This is a genomic window from Aurantimonas coralicida DSM 14790, assembly GCF_000421645.1.
GTDB lineage: Bacteria > Pseudomonadota > Alphaproteobacteria > Rhizobiales > Rhizobiaceae > Aurantimonas > Aurantimonas coralicida.
Genome location: NZ_ATXK01000007.1, coordinates 177,299 through 199,811 on the forward strand (window position 1 = coordinate 177,299; position 22,513 = coordinate 199,811).

The 22,513-nt window shown below is 64.9% G+C and carries 14 protein-coding genes and 2 pseudogenes; 3 read left to right on the forward strand and 13 right to left on the reverse strand.

What is annotated here, in order from left to right:
- Positions 1 to 26: 26 nt before the first annotated feature.
- Together H536_RS0115655 and H536_RS0115660 are read right to left on the reverse strand one after the other, a co-directional pair.
- Positions 27 to 554 (reverse strand): peroxiredoxin-like family protein, encoded by a 528-nt coding sequence (locus H536_RS0115655; protein ID WP_024351374.1) that lies wholly within the window; start codon positions 552 to 554, stop codon positions 27 to 29.
- Between the two features lie 96 nt (positions 555 to 650).
- Entirely contained in the window at positions 651 to 3,164 is a 2,514-nt protein-coding gene (locus tag H536_RS0115660; protein ID WP_024351375.1) for a GcvT family protein, read from the reverse strand.
- 259 nt (positions 3,165 to 3,423) lie between these two features.
- Here H536_RS0115660 and H536_RS0115665 point away from each other — a divergent pair, with 259 nt between their 5' ends.
- Together H536_RS0115665 and rsgA are read left to right on the forward strand one after the other, a co-directional pair.
- Positions 3,424 to 5,115 (forward strand): hypothetical protein, encoded by a 1,692-nt coding sequence (locus H536_RS0115665; RefSeq protein ID WP_306302725.1) that lies wholly within the window; start codon positions 3,424 to 3,426, stop codon positions 5,113 to 5,115.
- 221 nt (positions 5,116 to 5,336) lie between these two features.
- Positions 5,337 to 6,371 (forward strand): ribosome small subunit-dependent GTPase A, encoded by a 1,035-nt coding sequence (rsgA, locus tag H536_RS0115670; protein WP_024351377.1) that lies wholly within the window; start codon positions 5,337 to 5,339, stop codon positions 6,369 to 6,371.
- A gap of 170 nt (positions 6,372 to 6,541) precedes the next feature.
- Here the strand turns inward: rsgA and H536_RS0115675 are convergent, their stop codons facing one another.
- The 7 genes from H536_RS0115675 to H536_RS0115705 form a co-directional block, all read right to left on the reverse strand.
- On the reverse strand, positions 6,542 to 7,981 hold the full coding sequence (locus H536_RS0115675; protein WP_051141619.1) for an aspartate aminotransferase family protein: 1,440 nt from the start codon (positions 7,979 to 7,981) through the stop codon (positions 6,542 to 6,544).
- 41 nt (positions 7,982 to 8,022) lie between these two features.
- A complete protein-coding gene (locus tag H536_RS0115680) occupies positions 8,023 to 9,036 on the reverse strand; it encodes an NAD-dependent epimerase/dehydratase family protein (protein ID WP_024351379.1) in 1,014 nt (337 codons plus the stop codon).
- Positions 9,033 to 9,470, reverse strand: coding sequence for an EamA family transporter (locus tag H536_RS0115685; protein ID WP_024351380.1), 438 nt, complete (start codon positions 9,468 to 9,470; stop codon positions 9,033 to 9,035). Before H536_RS0115685 ends, H536_RS0115680 begins: the two co-directional genes overlap by 4 nt.
- A 157-nt stretch (positions 9,471 to 9,627) precedes the next feature.
- Complete coding sequence (locus H536_RS0115690) at positions 9,628 to 10,995, reverse strand: FAD-binding oxidoreductase (protein WP_024351381.1); 1,368 nt, start codon at positions 10,993 to 10,995, stop codon at positions 9,628 to 9,630.
- On the reverse strand, positions 10,988 to 12,424 hold the full coding sequence (locus tag H536_RS0115695; protein WP_024351382.1) for a UbiA family prenyltransferase: 1,437 nt from the start codon (positions 12,422 to 12,424) through the stop codon (positions 10,988 to 10,990). The genes H536_RS0115690 and H536_RS0115695 overlap by 8 nt, the downstream gene beginning before the upstream one ends.
- Positions 12,425 to 12,677: 253 nt before the next feature.
- Positions 12,678 to 13,379, reverse strand: coding sequence for a helix-turn-helix domain-containing protein (locus H536_RS0115700; RefSeq protein WP_024351383.1), 702 nt, complete (start codon positions 13,377 to 13,379; stop codon positions 12,678 to 12,680).
- Positions 13,380 to 13,966: 587 nt separating this feature from the next.
- The gene (locus H536_RS0115705) at positions 13,967 to 15,397 is read right to left on the reverse strand and encodes a phosphomannomutase (RefSeq protein WP_024351384.1); all 1,431 of its coding nucleotides are present in this window, start codon (positions 15,395 to 15,397) and stop codon (positions 13,967 to 13,969) included.
- A 1,150-nt stretch (positions 15,398 to 16,547) separates the two neighbouring features.
- Here H536_RS0115705 and H536_RS0115710 point away from each other — a divergent pair.
- Positions 16,548 to 17,852 (forward strand): O-antigen ligase family protein, encoded by a 1,305-nt coding sequence (locus H536_RS0115710; RefSeq protein ID WP_024351385.1) that lies wholly within the window; start codon positions 16,548 to 16,550, stop codon positions 17,850 to 17,852.
- Between the two features lie 185 nt (positions 17,853 to 18,037).
- On the opposite strand, the gene H536_RS0115715 is transcribed toward H536_RS0115710, so the two are convergent.
- The 4 genes and pseudogenes from H536_RS0115715 to H536_RS0115730 all read right to left on the reverse strand — a co-directional run.
- Positions 18,038 to 19,468, reverse strand: a complete 1,431-nt coding sequence (locus H536_RS0115715; RefSeq protein WP_024351386.1) for a mannose-1-phosphate guanylyltransferase/mannose-6-phosphate isomerase — start codon at positions 19,466 to 19,468, stop codon at positions 18,038 to 18,040.
- 225 nt (positions 19,469 to 19,693) lie between these two features.
- Entirely contained in the window at positions 19,694 to 20,803 is a 1,110-nt protein-coding gene (locus tag H536_RS0115720) for a glycosyltransferase (RefSeq protein ID WP_024351387.1), read from the reverse strand.
- 1,184 nt (positions 20,804 to 21,987) lie between these two features.
- Positions 21,988 to 22,164: pseudogene (locus tag H536_RS25170) on the reverse strand (IS110 family transposase); the annotation flags it as partial.
- 5 nt (positions 22,165 to 22,169) lie between these two features.
- A pseudogene (locus H536_RS0115730) lies at positions 22,170 to 22,513 on the reverse strand (transposase); the annotation flags it as partial.

The following is a 22,513-nucleotide window of genomic DNA, read 5'->3' on the forward strand; positions in this document are numbered from 1 at the left end:
GTCCCCCCGCCTTCCAGCGAGGCCGATCAGGCCGCGAGTTCACCGCGGGTCGGGTAGCCCTTGTCGACGACGAAGCTCAGCCCGCCGAGGAGATCGTCGAGGCTCGGCCGCGTGAAGGGTACCGTCTGCAGCCACATGGCGTAGATCGTGCCATCCGGGCGCACCGCCACCAGACCTGGCTCGGCAAAGCGCGCCGGCTCGGAATCCTGCGCCTTGGAGGAGATGTAGAGGCCCCATTCGCGGGCGCTCTCCTCGCTGAGGCCGTAGCCCACCGGCATGTCGCCGAGGTCCCATTCGGCCTTCTGGCGCTGGACGCGGGTCTCGTCATCCATCGAGACGGCGTGGACGTTGAAGCCCTTGGCGCGGAATTCCTCGCGGCGCTCTGCCAGTTCGCCGATCTGCTTCTTGCAGATCGGGCAGTGGACGCCGCGATAGAAGAAGACCAGCGAGAAGTTCTCGGGATTGTCGTTCGCCAGATCGAGCTGGCCGCCGTCGCTCGTTGCGACCTTGAGGGCCGGTGCCTTGTCGCCGGGCATGGGCGTCGTATGGGGCATGGAATCGTCCTTTCGATGATGAAAAACGCCGCCGGCGGCATTGCGCGGGCGGCGGAAGCTGCGCCAGCAACGGGCGGCCGGACGGCCCGTTCCATGTCAGCCGCGCAGACGGACATTCTCCGGGTCGAAGGGACTTTCGCCGATCACCGTAGCGTCGTGGAGCGTGCCGAGGATGCGGATCGTCAGCCGCGTCCCCTCGCCGGCATGGGCCGGATCGAGCATCGCCAGGGCAAGGCTCTTGCCGACCCGCCAGCCGAAGCCGCCATTGGTGGCGCGGCCGACCAACACGCCGTCGGCATAGACCGGTTCGGAGCCGCGGGCGTCGGCGTCGGTCACGCCGTGCACCTCGAGGGTCGCGAACTGCCAGCGCAGGCCGTTCTCGCGGGCCGCCACCACGGCGTCCCGGCCAATGAAATCGCCCTTGCTGGGATGAACGAACCTCTCAAGGCCCGACTCGAAGGCATTGTATTCGATCGACAGTTCGCGCGGGATCTGGCGGTAGGACTTCTCCAGCGCCATCGCCCCCATGGCGCGAATACCGAAGGGGCGGATGCCGAATTCGGCCCCGGCCTCCATCAAGAGGTCGTAGAGCGCGTTCTGCATCTCGATCGGGTGATGCAGCTCCCAGCCGAGTTCGCCGACGAAATTGACCCGCAGGGCGGTGCAGGCCACCGGACCGACCGACAGGCGCTGTCCGGTCAGCCAGGGAAACGCCGCGTTGGAGAGGTCCGTGCGGGTGAGCTTCGCCAGCACCTCGCGTGATTTCGGGCCGACGACCACGAGGACGCCGAGCGCATGGGTCACTGGATGCATCGCCACGCTGACGTCGCCCGGCAGCGCCTTCTGCAGGATGTCATGGTCGATGCCCTCATAGGCGCCGCCGGAGACCAGATAGTAGCTCTCCGCGCCGGCCTTGTAGACGGTGAACTCCGAGCGCACGCCGCCTGCCGGGGTCAGGAGATGGCAGAGCGCCACGCGGCCCGGCGTTTTCGGAATGCGGTTGGCAAGGAGCCCGTCGAGCCAGGCGGCGGCGCCCGGCCCGCTGACATAGGCCTTGGCGAAGGGCGTCATGTCGAGGAGGCCGACAGCCTCGTGGACCGCCCGCACCTCGGCGCCAACATGCTCGAAATAGTTGGAGCGGCGGAAGGACCAGCGCTCGCGGATGCGGCCGGTGTGATCGGCCGGCGCATGATTGTGCTTCATCAGGACGTCGGCGCCGACATCGAGCTCTGCCTCGGGCACCGCATAGCCGTCGGGGGCGAACCAGTTGGCCCGTTCCCAGCCATAGACGGAGCCGAAAACGGCACCGAGCACCTTCTGCCGCTCATAGGACGGCGAGGTTTTCAGCGGCCGGGCGGCGGCGCGTTCCTCGTCGGGATAATGCACCGAGAAGACGTTGGCATAGGCCTCCTCGTTCTTGGCGCGCAGATAGCCTTCGCCGGCATAGGGGCCGAAGCGGCGCGGATCGACGCCGGCCAGATCCACGGTGGGTTCGCCGTCGACGATCCATTCGGCGAGCTGCCAGCCCGCCCCGCCGGCCGCGGTGATGCCGAAGGAATGGCCCTCGTTGAGCCAGAAATTGGTGCGGTTCGGCGCCGGACCGACAATGGGCGAGCCATCGGGCGTATAGGCGATGGCGCCGTTATAGACCTTCTTGATGCCGACCTCACCAAAGGCCGGCACGCGGGCGATGGCGGCCTCGATATGCGGCATCAGCCGGTCGAGATCCTCCTGGAAGAGCTCGTATTCGCTGTCGGCGTCCGGCCCGTCGAGATAGCAGCAGGGCGCGCCGATCTCGTAGGGGCCGAGCAGCAGGCCGCCATTCTCCTCGCGCATGTACCAGGAGGAATCGCTTTCCCGCAGCACTCCCATTTCCGGCAGGCCCTGGCGGCGGCGCTCGACGATCGCCGGATGCGGTTCGGTGACGATGTACTGGTGCTCGACCGGGATCACCGGCACGTCCAGCCCGACCATGCGCCCCGTCCGCCGGGCGAAATTGCCGCTGGCCGAGATGACGTGGTCGCAGACGATCTCGCCCTTGTCGGTGACGATCTTCCACTCGCCGGAGGCGAGCTGCTCGATGGCGCTGACGGTGGTGTTGCGGTGGATGGTGGCGCCGCGGTCGCGGGCGCCGCGGGCCAGCGCCTGGGTCAGGTCGGCGGGCTGAATATAGCCGTCCTCGGGATGCTGGATCGCGCCGAGAATGCCGTCGGTCTCGCAGAGCGGCCAGATCTCCTTCAGCTCTGCGGGCGTCAGCAGCCTGACCGGCACACCGATCGTCTCGGCGACGCCGGCATAGTACATGTACTCGTCCCAGCGGTCCCTGGTGCGCGCCAGCCGGATATTGGTGACGTTCGAGAAGCCGACATTCATGCCGGTTTCTTCCTGCAGCTTGCGATAGAAGCGCACGGAATAGCGGTGCAGCTGGCCGACGGCATAGCTCATGTTGAACAGCGGCAGCAGGCCGGCGGCGTGCCAGGTGGAGCCGGAAGTCAGTTCGCGACGCTCGATCAGGACGCTGTCGGTCCAGCCCTTGCGGGCCAGATGATAGAGCGTCGACACGCCGACCACGCCGCCGCCGATGACCACTGCCCGCGCCCGATCCTGCATGACCACCCCTCGTCTGCCAGACTGCCGTAGCGGCGTGTCGAGCCTAGTGGAGCGGTTGGCGCACACGCAGTCTCTTTGCGACATCGGCTGTCGGGCGAACGGCGCAGCCTGGCTGCCGGCCGACCGGGACCGCCACCGGACCAACCTGCCGGGAGGGTTTTGTTAACCATGTTCGGGGAGGATGCCGTTCCGAGACAGATCGCGATGGGACGGATCCGTGACGCTCATTTCCTCCGTTGACCGACAGGATGCTGGAACGGTGAAATCCGCCCTCACCTCGCCGCTTCTTCTGCTCGCGCTGGTCTGCGCCGTCCTCGCCGCGCTTCTCACCCTGAAGCTGACGCTGCCGATCGGCGCCTTCTACTGGGACCTGTTCATCTATTTCGACGCGGCGAACCGCATCTGGAGCGGCCAGCTTCCCGGCGTCGACTTCTTTACGCCGGTCGGGCCGCTGGGCTACTGGCTCTTCGCCCTGTTCGTGGGGCTGTTTCCCGACGGCCAGCCGCTGCTGATCGCGCAATGGTCGCTCATGGCGGTCACCGCGCCGCTGCTGGCGCTGGTGCTGGTCGATATCGACCGCCGTTCGCGGCTCGTCGCGCTGGCGCTCCTTGCGCCGTTCCTGGTCTTCCAGATCCTGCCGATCAATGTCGAGACCTATTACAGCTTTCCCGGTGTGGACGGCTTCGGCATTTACAACCGGCAGATGTGCCTGCTGCTCTACGTGCTGACGGCCGGGCTGGTCTTCGCCCGGGGCCGCATAACGGTGCTGGCGACGATCGCCGGCACGATGCTGGCGCTGTTTCTCGTCAAGATCACCGGTTTTGCCGGCGGCGCGCTGATCTGCGCCTTCGCCTTCGCCGCCGGACGCGTGTCCCTGCGCACGGCGATCGGGGCGCTTGTCGGCTTCCTCGCCACGCTGGCGCTCCTGGAACTGACGACCGGCGTCGTCAGCGCCTATGTCGGCGATATCGCCGCGCTGGTGGCGCTCAACGAAGGCAGCATCCTGCCGCGCTTCCTGCAGGCGGCCTCGATCCATTTCATGGCCTTCGGCCCGCTGGCGATCCTGATCGCCGCGCTCGCTCTGATCGGGCTGCCCGACATTCTGCAAGCAACGACCACGCTTGTCCGCTCGCGGCGCGTCGCCGCTCTGGCGGCGCTCATCGACCGCGACGTCTTCTGGCTCGGCGTGGTGAGCTTCGCGGCGCTGTTCGTGGAAACCCAGAACACCGGCGGTCTTGCCTTCATCTTCGTCTGGCCAGTGCTCTTGCGCATTCTGGTGCGGGCCGGCGGCGCGCCGACATGGCGGCTGGCGCTGGTCCTCAGCCTCGTCGCCGCCAGTGCCCTGCCGACCTTCGTGCAGGTGATCCATCGCGGTGCCCGCGCCCTTGTCGGGCAGATCGCCTATGTCGATCTCGACGCGCCCCGCCTCGGCACCCTCGCCGCCGTCTCGCAGCGGCCGGAGCTGATCCGGCGCGCCACGGTGATGCTGGACACCTACCAGCGCTTTCCCGAGGCCTTCGACCATCTGGCGGACGAGGAGCAGCTGCCGAGCTTCACCCTCTACAACGAGCCGGATTTCCACCTGACCTGGCTCATGGGGGTCGAGGAGGCGGTCGAGGCGATCGAGGCGCTGGAAGCGGCACGCGGCGTGCGCTTCGAGACGATCATGAACCTGAATTTCGTCAATCCCTTCCCCTGGCTTCTCGACCGGCAGGCGCCGCGCGGCATCGCCATCGGCGCCGATCCGTTCCGCGCAGTGCCGGACCCGGACCAGGCGGTGCTCGCCTCGGTGAAGGAAACGGACCTGCTGCTCTACCCGCTCTGCCCGGTCACCGTGGCCAATCGCCTGCTGCGCGACCTCTACGCGCCGGGCCTGGCCGGCCACAGCCGCATCCAGCTCTCGCCCTGCTGGGACGCCTATGTCCGCAACGATCTGCTGCCACCGCAGTAGCGGCAGGAGTGCCGCGGCGGTCGCCGCCCGCGATCTGGACGTGGTTCTGCAGCACACCCGATCGCGCGTTGAACGGGATCTTGTATCGAGACCGAACGGGTTTCGATAAGACTTCCGGATCTGCCGCTTTCAAGCGTTGAGGAACAGGACATGATGGCAGGGAAGCCCCGCCTCGATATTGGAGAGCAGATGGCGACAGCCCTTTCTCATCGGACGCCCCATTGAGCACGCGAGCTGAAACCGCAGAGCATGAGCTGCTTTCCGCCCTGGGCTGGAGTTCGTTCTTTGCCGAACAGATCACGCCGGACGATGCTGGTTTAGAGCCAGTTCGTATCGCGAGGGTCCACCGCTCGCGGCTCACGGCCCTGTCGCCACAGGGGCCGGTCGAACCGGTCCTGACGTCCGACGTCACGACGAGCGATTTCGCCGTCGGCGACTTCGTTCTCATCCACCCCGCCACCCTCCTTCTCCAGCGCCGCCTCGAGCGACGCTCCGTCATCCAGCGTCGCGTTTCCGGGGGCACGGTTCCGCAGCTTGCCGGGGCCAATATCGACACGCTGTTCATCGTGACATCCTGCAACATGGATTTCAGCCCAGCCCGGCTTGAACGCTATCTTGCCTGGGCCAATCAGGCAGGAATGGAGCCGGTCATCTTGTTGACGAAGGCCGATCTTACAGACGATCTGGATTCATACGAGCATCAGGCCCGCGCGCTGCAGCGCGGGCTCGAGGTGGTGATCGTCAATCCAAAGTCGAGCGATGCGACAGCCTCCCTGGCGCAATGGTGCAAGCCTGGGCAAACGGTCGCGCTGGTCGGCTCATCCGGCGTCGGCAAATCGACCCTGGTGAACACGCTTGTCGGCGTGACCGAGGAACCGCAGCAGGAGACCGGCTCCATTCGGGAAGACGACGCGAAAGGACGTCACACCACGACGGCCCGCTCCCTTCACCCGATTGCAGGTGGCGGTTGGGTGATCGACACGCCGGGGATCCGGACATTGCAGGTCAGCGACGTCGCCGACGGCCTCGACATCTTGTTCGCCGAGATCACGGAACAGGCGGCACAGTGCCGATTTCGCGACTGTACGCACGCGCATGAGCCGGGATGCGCCGTCCAGGCGGCGGTGGCCGCAGGAGCCATCGATCGAGAACGGCTCGAGCGCTGGCGCAAGCTGCAGGACGAGAACGCCGAGAGCGACCTCGCCAAGACCCCCTGGGCCGGCGGCACAGGCGGAAGGCGCAACAAGAGGCGCTAGGATCAGGTTGCGCGAAGCCATCCGGGGAGAGAGCGGTGCCTCCAGGGGACGATAGCGCCCGTCGGTGGCCTTGCACCCTGAACCCGCATCGACACGTGCAGCCGCCACAACGCAAAAAGGCCGGGCGGGGGCCCGGCCTTGCCGTGTCTGTCGCCCGGGTTGCCCGGCGGTCAGCTCATCTGGGAGCGGATGAAGTCCTTGACGATGAAGACGATGCCGCGGCCCAGCAGCGTGTCGAGCGCGTCGCAGAACTGGTCGACATGGCCCTCGTCGCAGATCAGCGGCGGCTCCAGCCGGATGACGTTGCGATTGTACTCGGTAAACGCCACCAGCACGTCGTGATCGCGCAGCAGGAGCGCGCCGACGAAGCCCGACAGCGAGCCCTTCAGCTTGTCGTCGAGGATCGCCACCATCGGACGCAGCGCCATCGGCAGGGTCCGCGAGAAGTCGTGGAACTCGAGACCGACCATCAGCCCCTGCCCGCGCACGTCCTTGACGATGGACGGGTATTTCGCCTGGATCGCCTGGAGGCGCTCCAGGAGATAGGCCCCGACCTCGGCGGAATTGCCGATCAGATCGTCGTCATAGAGGACGTTCAGCCCCTCGATGGCGGTGACGCAGGCCTCGCCGATGCCGCCGAAGGTCGCCTGGGCATGGATCATCGCCGTCTTCGGCGTGCCATAGGCCTTCATGTAGACCTCGCGCCGGGCGATCATCGCACCGACAGCGGCCTTGCCGGCGCCCAGCGATTTGGCCAGCGCGGTGACGTCCGGCACCACGCCGTGATGCTCGAAGGCGTAGAAGCGGCCGGTGCGCCCGTAGCCGCACTGCACCTCGTCGGCGACCCACAGGACGTTGTGCTTGTCGCAGAGAGCGCGCACGCCCTGCCAGTAATCCGTCGAGGCGGTGATGATGCCGCCGCCGCCCTGCACCGTCTCCAGCACCACGACGCCGATCTCCGGGTCGCTGCGGATGGCGTTGGTGAGCGCCTCAAGATCGCCGAAGGGCACCTTGCAGGTGTTGCCGACCAGCTTGAACTCGCCCTGATAGAGCGGCGAATCCGTCAGCGACAGGACGCCCTTGGTCTTGCCGTGGAAGGAGTTCTCGGCATGGACGATCTTGCAGTTCTTGCGGCCCGAGGCGCGCTCGGCGACCTTGATCGCCGCTTCCATGGCTTCGGACCCGGAGGAGCCGAGGAAGACCATGTCGAGATCGCCGGGCGAACAGGCCGCCAGGTTTTTGGCCAGCGCCGAGGCGTATTGCGACAGGAAGGCGATGGCGATCTCGTGCCGGCGCTCGTCCTGGAAGCGCTGACGCGCCTCGATGATGCGCGGATGGTTGTGGCCGAAGGCCAGCGAGCCGAAACCGCCGAAGAAATCGAGGATCTTTCGGCCGTTCTGGTCGATGTAATACATCCCCTCGGCGCGTTCGACCTTCACCTTGTGAAAGCCGAGCAGCTTCATGAAATGAAACTGGCCGGGATTGATGTAGTCCTTGAACAGGTCCGCCATCGTCTTGACGTCGAGCGCCTTGGCGTCCTCGACGGTCAAGAGGTTCGGCTTGGCCGGTCCGCGACGATGGGTCGGGGCGAGGTCGGGGTTCGCAGCCATGGGACGGTCGAGCATCGTGTCTCTCCTCGCTAGGGGTCGGCTCACTCGGCCGGCTGCGGGTACGAACCGGCGGCGGGGGCCTGGCCCTCGCGCTTGGCCCGATATTCGGAATAGGCGGCGATCAGCATGTCTCCGTCACGGTACTGGGGCACCCAGCCGAGATCGCGCTCGCCCTTGCCGACGTCCAGCACGCACATCTCGTCGGCGATGAGATACTGCTCGGGATCCATCAGCGGCATGTTGATCAGATCAAGGAAGTCGAGCGTGCGCTTGACGGCCCAGCCCGGTGTCGGGATCAGCAGCGACTTCGAGCCGGCATGCTTCACCAGGTCGCCGAGCAGCTTCTTCACCGGCGGCGGGTTCAAGGAGCCGAGATTGTAGGCCTCGTTGGGCACGCCCGCCTTCCAGGCCAGCCGCGCCGCCTCGGCGCAGTCGAAGACCGAGATGAACTGATACGGGTTGCGGCCCGAGCCGATCATCGGCACCGGCAGATTGGCGTCGATCAGCTTGAACAGCTTCTCAAGGATGCCGAGACGGCCGGGCCCGATGATCAGCCGGGGCCGGAACAGGGTGATGTCCATGCCGCGCTCGCGCCATTCGGCCGCCAGATGCTCGGTGTCGAGCTTGGACTGGCCGTATTCGCCGAGCGGCGAGACCGGGTGCTCCTCGGTCATCGGATAGACCTTGGTGTGACCGTAGATCATGTCGGTGGTGAAGTGGACGAGCTTCGTCGCGCCCGCCTCGCCCACCGCTTCCATGATGTGCTTGGTGCCGTGGTAGTTCACCGGATAGAAGAAATCGTGGCGCTTGGCCCGCGGCATGATCGGCGACAGCATCTTGGCCGACAGATTGTAGACCATGTCGTCCGCCGCGATCGGCACGGCGCGCACGGCAGCCGGATCGGTGACGTCGGTGTGCAGGAACTCGCACTGGGCGTAATGCGGCAGGTCGCTCTTGACGATGTCGGCGACGAGGACGCTTTCGCCGTCGGCGACGAGCTTCTGGGCCAGGTGGCGGCCGACGAAACCGTCGCCGCCGAAGAGAACGTGCTTCATCGGGAAACCTCGTTTGCAGGAGCCTGGGCGACGTCGAGCGCGGGCTCCTCGCCGTGAATCGTGGTGCCGCCCTGGGCGATCAGGATCGTGCCGACGCAGATCAGGCCGATGCCGGCGATGCGCAGGGCGTTGAGGTCCTCGCGGAAGACGAAATAGGCGAAGACCGCCACCGCCACATAGGCCAGCGACAGGAAGGGATAGGCGAAGGACAGTTCGACCTTGGACAGGACGTAGAGATGCGAGGCCATGGAGATCACGAAGGTGCAGAGCCCGAGGAACACCCAGGGGCTAAACACGATCTGCAGGATCTTCAGGATCGGGTTGACGCCGGCAAAGCTCAGCGGCCCGAGCTGCATCATGCCGTATTTCAGCATCACCTGCGCCGCGGCGTTGGTGAACACCGTGAACAGGATGAAGGGAAGGAATTTCGCCATCGGCACTGCCTCGTTCCAACGTCCGGACCGGCCGGATCTGCTGAAGCTGATCTAAGGGAAACCCGTGTGATATGTTTTAAGATCGGCGTATTCGCCCCGCCGGACCACCGACGGTTCATGTCACGGTAAACAAACCCTTTGCCGCAACCTGACGGCTTTACAGTTGCTTGGGCGTCTTCGTCGATGTCGTGTCGAGCCGCAGCGCCGTCCGCTTCCAGAAATCGGAAACGATGGCCGGGTCGCGCAACGCTTCCAGTTCGCGCCAGCGTGGAAAGCCCGCTGCGAAGGTGTCCGGCGACATGCGGGCATCCTTGTAGGGATTGACTGCACCGCCGGCTGCGACGGTGATCCGGTCGAGCTCGGCGAGCAGTCTCAGGGTGATCTCGCCGCGATGGGGAAAGTCGAGGGTCAGCGTGTAGCCCGGCCGCGGAAAGCTGGTGAGGCCGGGGCTCGGCCTGTCGCCGAACCGTTTCAGCACCGTCAGGAACGAGCCCTGCTTGTGGCTGCGGGCGCATTCGATGAGAGCGCGCACGGCATCCGGGCCCGTGGTCGTCGGCACGACGCTCTGGTGCTGGTGCAGACCGCGCGGGCCATAGAGCCGGTTCCACCGGCCCACCCGGTCCAGCGGATAGAAGAACTGGTCGAAGGAGACCAATCCTTGCGTCGTGCCGGGGCGGGCCTTGCGATAATAGGCCTCGTTGAAGGCGCGCAGCGCAAGGCCGCGCAGCGGGCTGATCGGCGGGGTAATGGGCACCGCCGCGAGCGGCGCGCGGGCCATGCCGGTCCGCTCGCCATCGCGGGCATGGTCGCCGGCGATCAGATGGCCGCGGCCCAGCGCCCGGCCCGTGGCCAGCGAGTCGATCCAGGCGACGGCATATTCATGGCGCTCGTCCGCCGCCTCGGCCAGTTCGAAATAGTCGGCCAGGCTGTCGAAGCGGGTCGTCGTTTCGGCGATCGTCAGCGACGGCACCTTGAGAAGCCGGATCGTCGCCTCGCGGATCAGCCCGGTCAGGCCCATGCCGGAAATCGTCGCGGCGAAGAGTTCGGGATGGGTTTCGCGGCTGCAGTGCAGGCGCCCCGCGTCGGAGCGGTCGAGGACGATCGATTCCACCCAGGCGCCGAATGTGCCGCGGCGATGGTGGTTCTTGCCGTGGATGTCGTTGGCGATGGCGCCGCCCAGCGTGACGAACTGGGTGCCGGGCGTCACGGGTAGGAACCAGCCGGCCTGCGCGACATGACGGGTGATCTGGCTGAACAGCACGCCGGCATCGGCGGTGAGGAGACCGGTCTGTGGATCGAAGGCGTGAATGCGGGCGTCCGGCCGGCTGTCGATCAGCGTGCCGGCATCGTCATGGCAGCTGTCGCCATAGGAGCGACCATTGCCGAAGGGCAGGAAGGTGCCGTCGCCGCCCCCTGCCCGCCCTTGCGCCTCGGCAGGCGACAATCGCGGCAGGTCGCAACCGGCGATCGCCCGGCGCGGCGTGTGGGCCGGCCGTCCCCAGCTCTCGTAGCGGGGCTCAGACAATGGCGGCCAGCAGGAACAGGAGGCCGCCGCCGGCGATCATCATCTGGCTGCGCCAGTCGCTCATGATGAAGACGACCGGGTCCTCGTGCATCTGGTTGCGGCGGGCGAGAATCCAGATCCGCACGATGATGTAGAGAACCAGCGGGCACAGCGGCCAGACGAGGAAGGGCTCGGTATATTGCTCGGCGCCCTCCATGCTGTCGATATAGAGCGCCAGGACCAGCACCGAGGCGAAGCCCGAGGCCATGCCGGCCTGGCCGAGCGTTTCCAGATCGGCGTCGACATAGCCGCGCCCGGTCGTCGCGCGCCCGGCGCCGATGCCGAAATCCTGCAGCTCGGTGAAGCGCTTCACCAGCGCCAGCGACAGGAAGAAGAACAGCGAGAAGGCGAGCAGCCAGAACGAGGTCTCGACGCCAGAGGCTTCTGATCCTGCGACGATGCGTGTGGTGTAGAGGCCGGCGAGCGTCAGGACGTCGATCAGCAACATGCGCTTCAGGGCGAAGGAATAGGCCGTCGTAGTCACAAGGTAGAGCCCCAGCACGACCAGATAATAGTCGGGCAGGAACAAGCCGATAGCCAGCGAAGTGCCGAGAAGGGCGGCCGCGAGCGTGATGCCGGTGGGGATCGCCAGCGCGCCGCTGGCGAAGGGCCGGTTGCGCTTGGAGCGATGCCGGCGGTCGGCGGTCAGATCAAGCAGATCGTTGAGGATGTAGACGGCCGACGCGGCGAAGGAGAAGCTGATGAAGGCGAGCATGGCGCCGGCCAGCATCTCGATATTGAAGAATTCGTGGGTCAGGACCATCGGCACGAAGATCAGGACGTTCTTCAGCCATTGATGGGGCCGCATCGCCTTCAACGCCGGGCGCAGCCGGCCGCCGGCATCGTCGATCCGTTCGGCGCCGGAGCGCTTCTGCCATCGCGCCGCGGCCCGGTCCGGCGCCACGACCAAGGCCTCTGCCGCCTTGTCCAGAAGGCAGATGTCCTCGTGGGAATTGCCGACATAGTCGAAGCCATCCTCGCCGCATTCGTCGAGGATGCGGTCGAGCTTGCGATGCGCGGTTAGATTGACCGTGTCACAGGAGCACATGACCGCATCGAACAGTCCGAGATGATCGGCCACAGCGTGGGCAAGTTTCTCGTTGGCGCCGGTGGCCAGCACGATGCGGCGGCCATCGGCCCGCGCGCGCCGCAGCCGTTCAACGACCTCCTCGCGATAGGGCAGCAACGCCGGATCGAAATCGACGGCGTGGGCGAGTTCGGCCTTCAGGCGCGCTTTGCCGGCGGCGATCCAGCCGGGCACCTGCAGCATGACCTGGGGCTTCTGGCGCGCCGCCAGGAACAGGGTTTCCCAGAGAAGATCGCTGTGGATCAGCGTGCCGTCGAGATCGACGAAGATCGTCGTCTCGGTCTGCGGAGATCTGGCGTCCAACGCTTGGCTCCTCCTGCCGTCTCCTCTGCCGGGAGATCGCGAAGCTGGAGGTCGGTTGTGGCGCAGACGAGTTTCGGCCCGGTGAATTTCCGGTCCCTGCCGACCGCAAGGCAAGAGCAAGCTGCGGACTTGGTGAAGAAATCACAAAGATTGGAAGCGGTCTCACGGCAGAGCCAGGCCGGGCACGCTGGCAGACGCAGCTGAGTCGCGATGCCTCCGCCGCCCTCTCCCGGGTAGGGCGCGCGTCGCCGGCTCAGTCGTTGAGCGCCATCAAGGCATCCCGGTCCTCGAGGACGACATGTCGGGTCGACGGTAGGGCGATCACGCGGTCGCGTTCGAACTGCGACAAGGTGCGCGACACGGTCTCGATGGTCAGGCCGAGATAGTCGGCAATGTCCTGGCGGGTCATGGCCAGATCGACCGTTGCCGGCTCCTCGTCGTCGGCCATCTCGACGAGAAAGGCGGCAACGCGCTGGGCGGCGCTGCGTCGACCCAGCAGCAGCGCGTGCTGCTGGGCGCGTTGCAAGCACTGCATGGCGAAGTGGAAAATCTGCGGCGCCATCTGGTCGTTCCGGGCCGCCGCTGCGCTCAGACCGCGCCAGCGATAGGCGACGATCGTGCAGTCCGAGACCGCCTCGGCCGACAGGCCATGGGTTTCGCCGAGCTCCAGGCCGAAGATGTCGCCGGCCGAATGAAAGCCCTCGATCTGGCGCCGGCCGTCGCTCAGGAACTTGCAAGTGCGCACCACGCCGCTGACGACCTTGTAGAAGGAGCGGACCTCGCTGCATTCGGCGTATATCTCGCTGTCCTGGGCAAAGTTCAGGACCTGCCCGGCGATCGCCACGCTGCCGGTCTCGGTCCGCGGTGCCACCTGCGGCCGGGCACAGAGCGCCTGCGCCGCCAGATGTCCTGCCGTGGAGTTCCGCTCGCTTAGCGTTGCCAGAGCCGTCGTCATGGGAACCTCCTGATGCCGTCCAAGTCGATGACCTGTTGTAGCGGCGTCGGGAGAGGCGCTGAATTCGGTTTGCTCCTAAGGAAATATACGTAAACGAGACTTGCTACGGCGTTGTCCAACTCCAGTGTCGGTACGAAACTGAACCTTCCAATGCGAGTGCCGAGGTCCTCAACATATTTGCGGGAAAGTCCAACCACGTCATGGCGGCATTTAGCGTTCCGCTGATACGTCGCTTGGCGAGTGGCGCGCGTATGCCCACGATATTCTGCTTACGGCGGAAGGCTTGGCGCTGTTGTCGCAGATTTCGACTTCATCCTTTTCAGAGGCGAGGCTGTTACCACTGCACACCCCCTGTCCTTCGACTGGACGGTCTTTGAGATCATACATCTCGACGATGCGCTGGCCACCGTCTCGGCTGGTCCGCCGTCGGCGACGCCCGCGGCTGAGCACCGGGCGGAACCTCGCTGCCCCTCGCCATCGAACGGGTCACCGGCAGCTCCGCCCCCCCTCCGGTCGGACGCCAGGAACATGGGCTCAGCGACGTCCCGATGCCGCAGACCGTCGCGCCGCGATGCGGCTTGGGAGCCTCAGCCGCGCACCTCGGCCTCCGCCGCCGCCAGCCCCCAGGCCAGCAGCTCCGCCGCCTTCGCCTCCGACCCCGCCTCGACATAGCAGCGCAGCTCCGGCGCGTTGCCCGAGGCGCGAAAATGCACCACCGGCCCGGCGTCGAGGATCACCCGCACGCCGTCCAGCGCATCGATCGACGCGACCGTGCCTGCCGGCGCGAAGAAGCCGGCGCGAAACTCCGCATCCTCGGCGAGCCGCGCCAGGAATTTGCCGCTCGCCGCCGGCGGCACATCCTGCAGCCGGTGCGCCGCCGCATGGCCGGCGTTCAGCTCGGCCACCAGCGCCGCCAGATCCATGCCGCGCCGCCGGGCCATCGCCAGCGTGGCGAGGATCGGCAGCACGCTGTCGCGGGTCGGCAGCGCCGGCAGGCTGCGCCCGTCGCGGGTCACCGCCGAGCCGAGCAGCAGGCCGCCATTCGCCTCGAAGCCGACAATGCCTTCGGCGCCCGCCTGCGCCGCCTCGGCCATGCCGGCGATGACGAAGGGCGAGCCGACCTTCGTGCGCACCACCTTGCCCGCGATGCCGGACGTCTCCACCGCCGAGCTCGACGTCACCGGGGTGACGATCGTCGTCAGCCCCAGCGCCCGGCTGGTCAGGAGCCCCAGCACGTCGCCGCGCAGGATCGTGCCCTTGGCGTCGGCCACAAGTGGCCGGTCGCCATCGCCGTCGGTGGAGACGATCGCGTCGAAGCGGCCCTTTGCCGCCCAGTCGCGGATCTGCTTCAGGTCTTCCGGCCGGTGCGCTTCCGTGTCCACCGGCACGAAGGCGTCCGAGCGCCCGAGCGCCACCGCCGTACCGCCGAGGGCCGCCACGAGATCCGCCAGCAGGTCCCGCGCCACCGAGCTGTGCTGGAACACGCCGATGGTCAGCCCCGCCAGCGCATCGCGAGCGAAGAAGTCGGTATAGCGCCGGGCGAACACCGCCAGCGCGTCGCGTTCCGCCGCCTGTCCGCCGGCCTCCGGCCCGGGCCGCGGATCGGCCCCGGCAATGGCCGCGAACTCGGCCGCGATGCCGGTCTCGTCGGCCTTGGTGATCTCGCCGCCGCGGCCGTAGAATTTCAGCCCGTTGCGGTCGTCGGGAATATGGCTGCCGGTGATCATCACCGCCGGGCAGCCCTGGTGCATCGCCGCCAGCGCCAGCGCCGGGGTCGGCACCGCGCCGCAATCCACCGCCCGGAAACCGGCGGCATGAGCCGCCGCGATGCAGGTCTCGAGGATCTCCGGACTGCTCGCCCGCAGATCGCGCCCGAAGAACACCATCTGCTCGGCGCCCGCCGGATCGCCCGCCCGCACATGGCGCAGGAAGGCCAGCGTGTAGCCGAAGCTCGGCCAGCCGGTAAGGTCGCTCACCAGCCCGCGCAGCCCGCTCGTTCCAAATTTCAGCGAATCCATCCGTCGTCTCCCGCTTGTCCGTCCCCGGCACGGTCCCGCGCCGCCAGCCATACCGACAGGCTGAGCGGTCGACCGCCACCATCGCGCAGCGGCCTGTCCCGGCGCCGGCCCCACGGCGTGCGATCGCGCCCGCAGCCCCGCCCCTGCGACCGGTGTTTGCCCGGACCGCCGCTCTGATCTAAGGGCGAGACCCGCGGCCCCGGCCCGCACATCCTGCCGCCCAGCGGCGATAGCACGAGAAGGCCGTTTCGTGGAAAGACCCGCCGACACGCGGCCCTGCTGGGCAGGTCACATACAACCCAGAAGAAAAACTAAATGCTTCTACCATCATATTCACTCGACACCTTAGAAGAACACTCTGGTTACGAAAATTCCGACCACGAATCCGACTACCGCACCGATCGCCCCACCGAACATGAACCATGATATAGCGCCAGATACCCGGTGTGTTTCCGCCTCGATCGCAGATTCGTACATATCATTATCAATTTTTTTATCCATCATTTTGGCTCCACTGGGACGTTATGTTTCTACGTCTTGCAACATGTTAGCAATAATCAGATTTAATCAAATACTACTTTCTTTCCTTGCCACTAGTTTCGGCGTATTATCAACCATCTCATTTCGATGTCTATCTATTTCTCTACGTTTTTGCTTGATATTCCTTATTTGTATGCCTAATTCTCTTAGCTGGAGAGGCATCGGGAACATTCGGTTATTGTCTCATATGCTGGGTTGCCGCCGCGCCTTCAGGAGTTGTTAAATGGCGAATCAGGTCGGTCGTGATGTCGACAAATGCGCGACTACGCCTTGGGCAATCCCTTATATAAGACTCTCCTTCACCATCGATCTCGAGGTTTTCCGTTCGAATTTGGCAGTGGCGGTTCGTGATTGTAGCAGGAGCGCCAAGCGCCCCAGATATCAGCTCACCTGCTGGATGCTAGGTTTCCAAGCGCTTCCCAGTGCCGAGTAGACGAGATTGGCCGGCTACCACATCACGCGCGCGATTGAGGAGTATCTTATGAGGGTTTCGCCGTCCGCCGGATCATACCCGGATCGGCACCCAACAGTTCCCTGCTCCGACCTACCGCTACGTACAGCGACCGCTGAGATGGGCCCTACTCGGGAAATACGAGGGCAGGCAATCCAAGTGCTCAGCGTCATTCTGATGCTTGGCCTGGTCTCGGCCGTCTGGGTGGAGAGCGACCTCTATCGCTATTGCGCGCCGTTTCTCCTGCTCCAGGCCCTTGTCACCTTCGTCAGAACCGACCAGCGGCCGGCAATCGGGATCATGGGCTGGCTGTGCATCGCCTGGGTGGTCTACATCCTCCTGCGCAATGCCGCCGTCTTCGTGATGACACCCGACATGGCGGGGGGCTCGGCCGAGGGGATTTATCTCTTCCCGCTGATCTACCCGACGCTGGGCTACGCCTTCTTTTTGAACTGGCGGCGGATGCCCGCGACGGCCTGGGCGTTCCTGGTGATCAGCCTGATCGCCCTTCTGGCGAGCCTCGAGCCGCAGACGATGCTGTCGGGCGATCGCGCGCCGCTGCTCTTCCACGGCAATCCCATCCATGCCTCGGTCGGCGCCGGCCTGATCGCGCTGGCCGCCATCTGCTTCGGCCTCTATCTCGCGCGGCCGGGACCGCACCACCGGGGCCTGCGGATCGGCGGCATCGCCCTTTGCGTCATCGTGGCCGGGCTGTGCTTCCTCGGCATCGCCGGCGCGTTTTCCAAGGGCGTCTGGCTGGCGCTGCTGGGTGCCCTGCCGGTCCTGTTCGCCATGGTCTTCACCGAGCGCACGCAATTGCGGCACTGGCTGCTGCTGGCCGCGGTCATGGTCGCCGCGGCGATCCCGTCGGTGCTGTTCTATCCGGAGATCTCGGCCCTGATCGCGCCGAACATCGCCACCGCCGTCGCGTTCGTCGCCGGGGCGACCGGCAGCGGCGATCCGCTAGCCGCGGTGGACGCACTGATCGCCTCGGGCAATGTCCCGTTCAGTCTCCACGAGCGGCTGATGATCTGGATGAATGGCTGGGAGATCTGGCGCACGAACCTCGTCCTGGGTACCGGGATCGCCTGGGAGGCGCTCTGGGAGACGACAAGCTACGCGGGCGTCGGCTACCACCTCATGCACAATGGCTATCTGGAGGTGGCCGTGCGCTACGGCCTCGTCGGCCTCGGCTTCTATGCCGTTCTCATGGTCTGGAGCCTGCGGCAGGCCTTTGCCTGCCGCGCGCGTGGCCTGATCCCGTCATCGGCGCTGGTGCTCTACGTGACGGCGACGGCGTTCTTCGCCCTAACCATGCTGACCAATTCCAACAACCGGCTGGCGATCGGCGAATCCTTCATGCTGGTCGCGGCCGGCTTCGGCTTCTGCTGCTTCTACAGACTGCGACTCACTGTCGATGAGGAAGAGTTTGGCTCGAAAGACGCAAAAGGGACGCGCCGATGATGCGTATTAGCAAGGCCGCCTCTGCAACAGGACACAAGCCATCATAAACAACCCACTGTCGGCCAGTGTCCACGACGTACGGGAACCGTTTGGCAAGGCAGGACACACCATTGGCCTTGAACGTACTGCCCATTCCACATCAAGTCGCGCTCTCATCCCCACGCACGCCCCTGCCCTGCACAAGTTCAGGTGCGGGCGTAGATGTCTTTGATCCGAACGATGTCGTCTTCTCCCGTATATGATCCAACCTGCACCTCGATTATCTTCAGGTCGATCTTGCCCGGATTGTGCATCCGATGTGTACATCCGATGGGGAGATAGGCGGCCTCGTTTTCGTGGTAGTGCTTCACAACGCCATCGATCGTCACCTCGGCCGTGCCGTGCACAATGACCCAGTGCTCGGCCCGATGATGATGGCGCTGGAGCGAGAGCGTTCCGCCTGGTTTTACGCAAATGTGCTTTACCTGGAAGCGATCGCCGATATCGATGCGCTGGTACCATCCCCACGGGCGGTGGATGCGAAGATGGTCCGTCGCCTCGCCGTATCCATCATTTTTAAGCTGCACGACGAGTTCTTTCACGCGGGGCGCTTGGCTCTTGTCGGCAACGAGTACCGCGTCGGAAAGCGCGACGACGACTACGTTCTCCATCCCGACTACGGTGGTCAACGGCCCCTCGGAGCGCACAAGACTACCGCTGGTGCCCAGAACCGAAACAGGTCCTTCCAAGACATTTCCGTCGGCGTCCGGCGTCTTGATGTCGTAGATTGAATCCCAGGAGCCGATGTCTGACCAACCGAATGTTGCGCGCATCACGCCGGCACGACGTGTATTCTCCATCACGGCATAGTCGATCGATATCTTCGGCACGAGAGCGAAGGCGGCTCCGTCGAGGCGAAGAAAGTCGAGGTCCCGATGGCTTCTGGTGAGCGCGGCCCTGGCGGCTTCGAGAACCTGGGGCGCGTATTCCTCGAGCTCTTCGAGCATCGTCTCGGAACGAAACAAGAAGTTGCCACCATTCCAGAGGAAACCCTGCGCGACATAATCCTTCGCATGCTCGGCATCCGGCTTTTCAACGAAGCGGTCGAGGTCAAACGCGCCCTCCTCACCGAGCGGCGCTCCGCACTTGATATAACCATAGGCGGTGGAAGGCTGTGTCGGCGTGATGCCAAGCGTCATAAGGCGACCTCCGCGCGCTTCCCGCGCGGCTGCCTTGCAGTTGGCTATGAACTGTTCCGCATTCTGCACGACGTGATCGGCTGCGAGGACCAGGCAGATTGATTCCGGATCGCGTTCATGGCCAATCAGTGCGCCGGTCGCGACAGCGGCCGCCGAATCGCGCCGCTCGGGCTCGAGCACGATCTCGCCTTCCACGTCGACTGCCTTCATCTGCTCGGCTACCACGAAACGAAAATCGTTCCCGGTGATCACGATCGGACGAACGAAATCTGGACCGCTTACACGAAGAAGCGTCTCTTGAAATGTCGAGCGTCCGTCTTCCATCAGGTTGATGAATTGCTTGGGCATCGTTTCACGAGATACCGGCCAGAGCCTGGTGCCCGATCCGCCCGCCATGATGATGGGGGTAATGCTGGGCAGTCCGTCAAACTCACTCATCAAATCAAGAACTCCAAAACGGCCATGTATCGACGTGTCCCAGCCAGTTCGCCTAGGTCCACATCCGCGATGCGTCAAGCTTTGCACCGATGGGCAATCCCAAAGAGAAGAGTGAGAAAGCGTATCCGCTGACGCGCCGAAACGGCGCTTCCGGTGAGACAAGTCAATCGCTGCAACCAGGTCAGAAGAGTGAGATAAGCTCCAAACTACCCGGGACAAGCCGCATCATCCGCGACCTTGGGTCAGAAGGCGCGTGTAAAGCGCGAAATAACGTCGGCCCATCGCTTCTGCCGTAAACAAATCGAGGTAGCGCCTCCGGGCGGATGCGCCCCACTGCTCCGCGCGCTCCGGCGCCCCAAGGATTTCGTTCATGGCCGCCGCCAGCGCCTGCGCGTCATTAGGGGGCACCACCAGCCCAGTCTCGCCGTCGAAGTTAACGTAGCTCGTTCCCGTACTGATCTCGGTCGAAATCATTGGTCTCGCGAACATCGCAGCCTCCACGAGCGAGAGTCCGAACGCCTCCGATCGCTCGTTGGATGGAAATACGAAAGCACAGCACCGGCGCATTAGCGCAACCTTCTCTTCGTCCGGAAGAGCGCCGACGAATCGCACATTGGTCAGTCTTTCTGCCTGGGCACGTCGGCGAAGATGATCTTCCAAAGACCCTGAACCGAGTATGACGATGTCGCCGGGGACAAGCGAAGCGGCGTCCAGTAGCACGTCTAGGCCCTTGTAGTAGCGCAACACGCCGGCGAACAGGAAGAACGGCCGGTCCGTCGCCAGGCTTGGCGCCATCGTCTCCTCTGCGTCGACCTCGTCTTCCAGCCCGATCGGAATGATCTCGAGCCTGTCGCGGTAGCGTGTCAGAACGGGGCTCGACGCCGCATAGTTCGGCGAGGTGGCAACCAGCGAATCGACGCTGCCCAGGAAGCGCTGCATCAGCGGCGCATAGACATGCTTCAGGGCCCGCTGCTTGATGACGTCAGAATGATAGGTGACGACGCTCGGCTTGCCGTGCCGCACGAGAAAATGCGCTGCGTCCATGTAGGGCCAGGGGAAGTGGTAGTGGACGATGTCCGCCTCGGCCGCCTCCCGCGCGAACTGGCCGAGGGCGCCCAAGGACAGGCCTGTAGAGGCGATGTCCAGATCAAGCCGAGCCTTCACTGCGCGATGACCGTGAAATTCTACACTGCGTTCCAGCGGCTTGCGACTGAGGGAGAGGACGGTCGTTTCCACGCCCAGACCCGCCGTTGAGCAGGCGATCGCGTTAATCGTGCGCTCGATTCCGCCGAACGTGTCGGGCCAATAGGTCTTGAAAAAATGAAGGACGCGCATCAGGCGTTATGGGGATAGTTCAAAAGTAGCTCTCTGTTCGTGCAGTGGGGTCGGCGGTATCGCTCAATCAGATCGACTCTTATAGTAGCAGGCAGGCGAATGAAACGTGCCGCGGCCTCTACCGGCATCGCGAGATGTGGGAGTCGTCTGCACCCCAGGCGCGAAGCGAGCGCGACAAGCTGCAGCCGGGATCGTGCGGCTGCGGCTTCGCGGTCAGATATGAACGCCGACCACGATGTTTGCGGCGCGCGGCGTCGATGTCCTGGCAACGGACTGGGTGGTGGAAGAGAAAACCGACTGGATTGTTAGTAGGCAACAGGCGACAACTGCCTCATATCTGCGGTTTCCAAACCCTTATCAACTGGTCGGCCCCCCACCGGGTGGTCCAGGGCAAACCTTAGTTCATGAGCGGTCTTTGCGCCAAGGCTGGCGTGGCCGGCGAAGCTGGTCCGGGCGGCGAAGCCGACCATTGCAGGACGTGCGGTGCCGGCGGGCGGAAGCTTAGAGCGTCCGGTAAGAAGTGTGAATCGGATGGTTCCGCTTGGCCGCGTATTCTGATTCCTTGTGTGCGGGAGGATACGCACCATGGGAAGATCGGTTTCATCGGACTTGCGGCTTCGGATAGTTTGTGGTGTTGCGGCTGGCGAGACGCGGCGTGCGGCGGCGGCCCGGCTTCAGGTTGCGCCATCGACCGCGGTGAGAGTTCAGGCCCGTTACGCCCGCACGGGTTCCGTGGAGCCGGCCAAACAGGGTCGTCCTGCTGGATCTGGCAAGCTCGGGCCGCATCGGCTCGCCATCGTCGAGAAGGTGAAGGCCAGACCCGACATCACCATGCCGGACCTTGCCGCCTGGCTGGAAGAGGTGCACGGCGTGACGGCCGATCCGTCCGACCTTTCCAAGCTCCTGCGCCAGGAAGGGTTCAGCTGTATAAACGTATGGCTCGCCCCGCCTGCAAGCGACTTTTTGACGGCTTTTCGGTCTGCGCCAACGTATCCGGTCTCGGGGCCAAGATCCTCCCCGGCCAAGATGGAGCTTTCGCACATACCGGTCCTCATAAACACCACGGCGTTTGGCGCCAATTTTTTAATCAGGATGTCGGTACGCCGTTCGACTGTCAGGCCATCTTTCCAGTCCACTCACAGACAACGCCGGCCTGAAGGATGCCCTCCCGGCCGATCCCTATCTCATCCGGCCGACGGCGACGCAGTCATCTCGAAGGGGCGGCCGCTTCTCAGCACCGCCCAGATGATCCTGGCCATCTTTGCCGCCAACGCGACGATGGCAATGTTCATGTGCGCTCGCGAGAGCAATCCGCGCAGCCAGTCGCCCATCAGCGTCTTCCCTTTGGCCAATGATGGCAGCCGCGTCGCTCGTTGATCTGGGAACGAGCGACGTCAAGCGTCCGCGCCACGGCGCTCACCGTATACCGCCCACGGGATCGCTCCAGGACAGCAAGGGCGATGTCCGTTTTTTTGGGCGAGCGACGTCGAGCGCATCTTTCAGGATCTCGTTCTCCATCGTCTTGCGGCCGAGCAGCCGCTCAAGGTCGCGGACCCGCTTTTCCAGATCGCGGACCCTCGACGTGCCGACGACGTCTTCGTCGGCCTGGACGGCCGCATGTCCGCCCTCCAGCATCCGACGCTTCCAGGCAAAGAGCTGCGACGGCCAGACGCCTGCCTGCCGCGCTACGAAGGACACGCTCATCCCGGG

Bases quoted from the DNA above. Each gene is read 5' to 3' on its own strand.
- H536_RS0115715 (WP_024351386.1), bottom strand. From the start codon at position 19,468: ATGAGTGAGTTTGACGGACTGCCCAGCATTACCCCCATCATCATGGCG.
- H536_RS0115705 (WP_024351384.1), bottom strand. From the start codon at position 15,397: ATGGATTCGCTGAAATTTGGAACGAGCGGGCTGCGCGGGCTGGTGAGC.
- H536_RS0115680 (WP_024351379.1), bottom strand. From the start codon at position 9,036: ATGAAGCACGTTCTCTTCGGCGGCGACGGTTTCGTCGGCCGCCACCTG.
- H536_RS0115655 (WP_024351374.1), bottom strand. From the start codon at position 554: ATGCCCCATACGACGCCCATGCCCGGCGACAAGGCACCGGCCCTCAAG.
- H536_RS0115720 (WP_024351387.1), bottom strand. From the start codon at position 20,803: ATGCGCGTCCTTCATTTTTTCAAGACCTATTGGCCCGACACGTTCGGC.
- H536_RS0115675 (WP_051141619.1), bottom strand. From the start codon at position 7,981: ATGGCTGCGAACCCCGACCTCGCCCCGACCCATCGTCGCGGACCGGCC.
- H536_RS0115660 (WP_024351375.1), bottom strand. From the start codon at position 3,164: ATGCAGGATCGGGCGCGGGCAGTGGTCATCGGCGGCGGCGTGGTCGGC.
- H536_RS0115700 (WP_024351383.1), bottom strand. From the start codon at position 13,379: ATGACGACGGCTCTGGCAACGCTAAGCGAGCGGAACTCCACGGCAGGA.
- H536_RS0115685 (WP_024351380.1), bottom strand. From the start codon at position 9,470: ATGGCGAAATTCCTTCCCTTCATCCTGTTCACGGTGTTCACCAACGCC.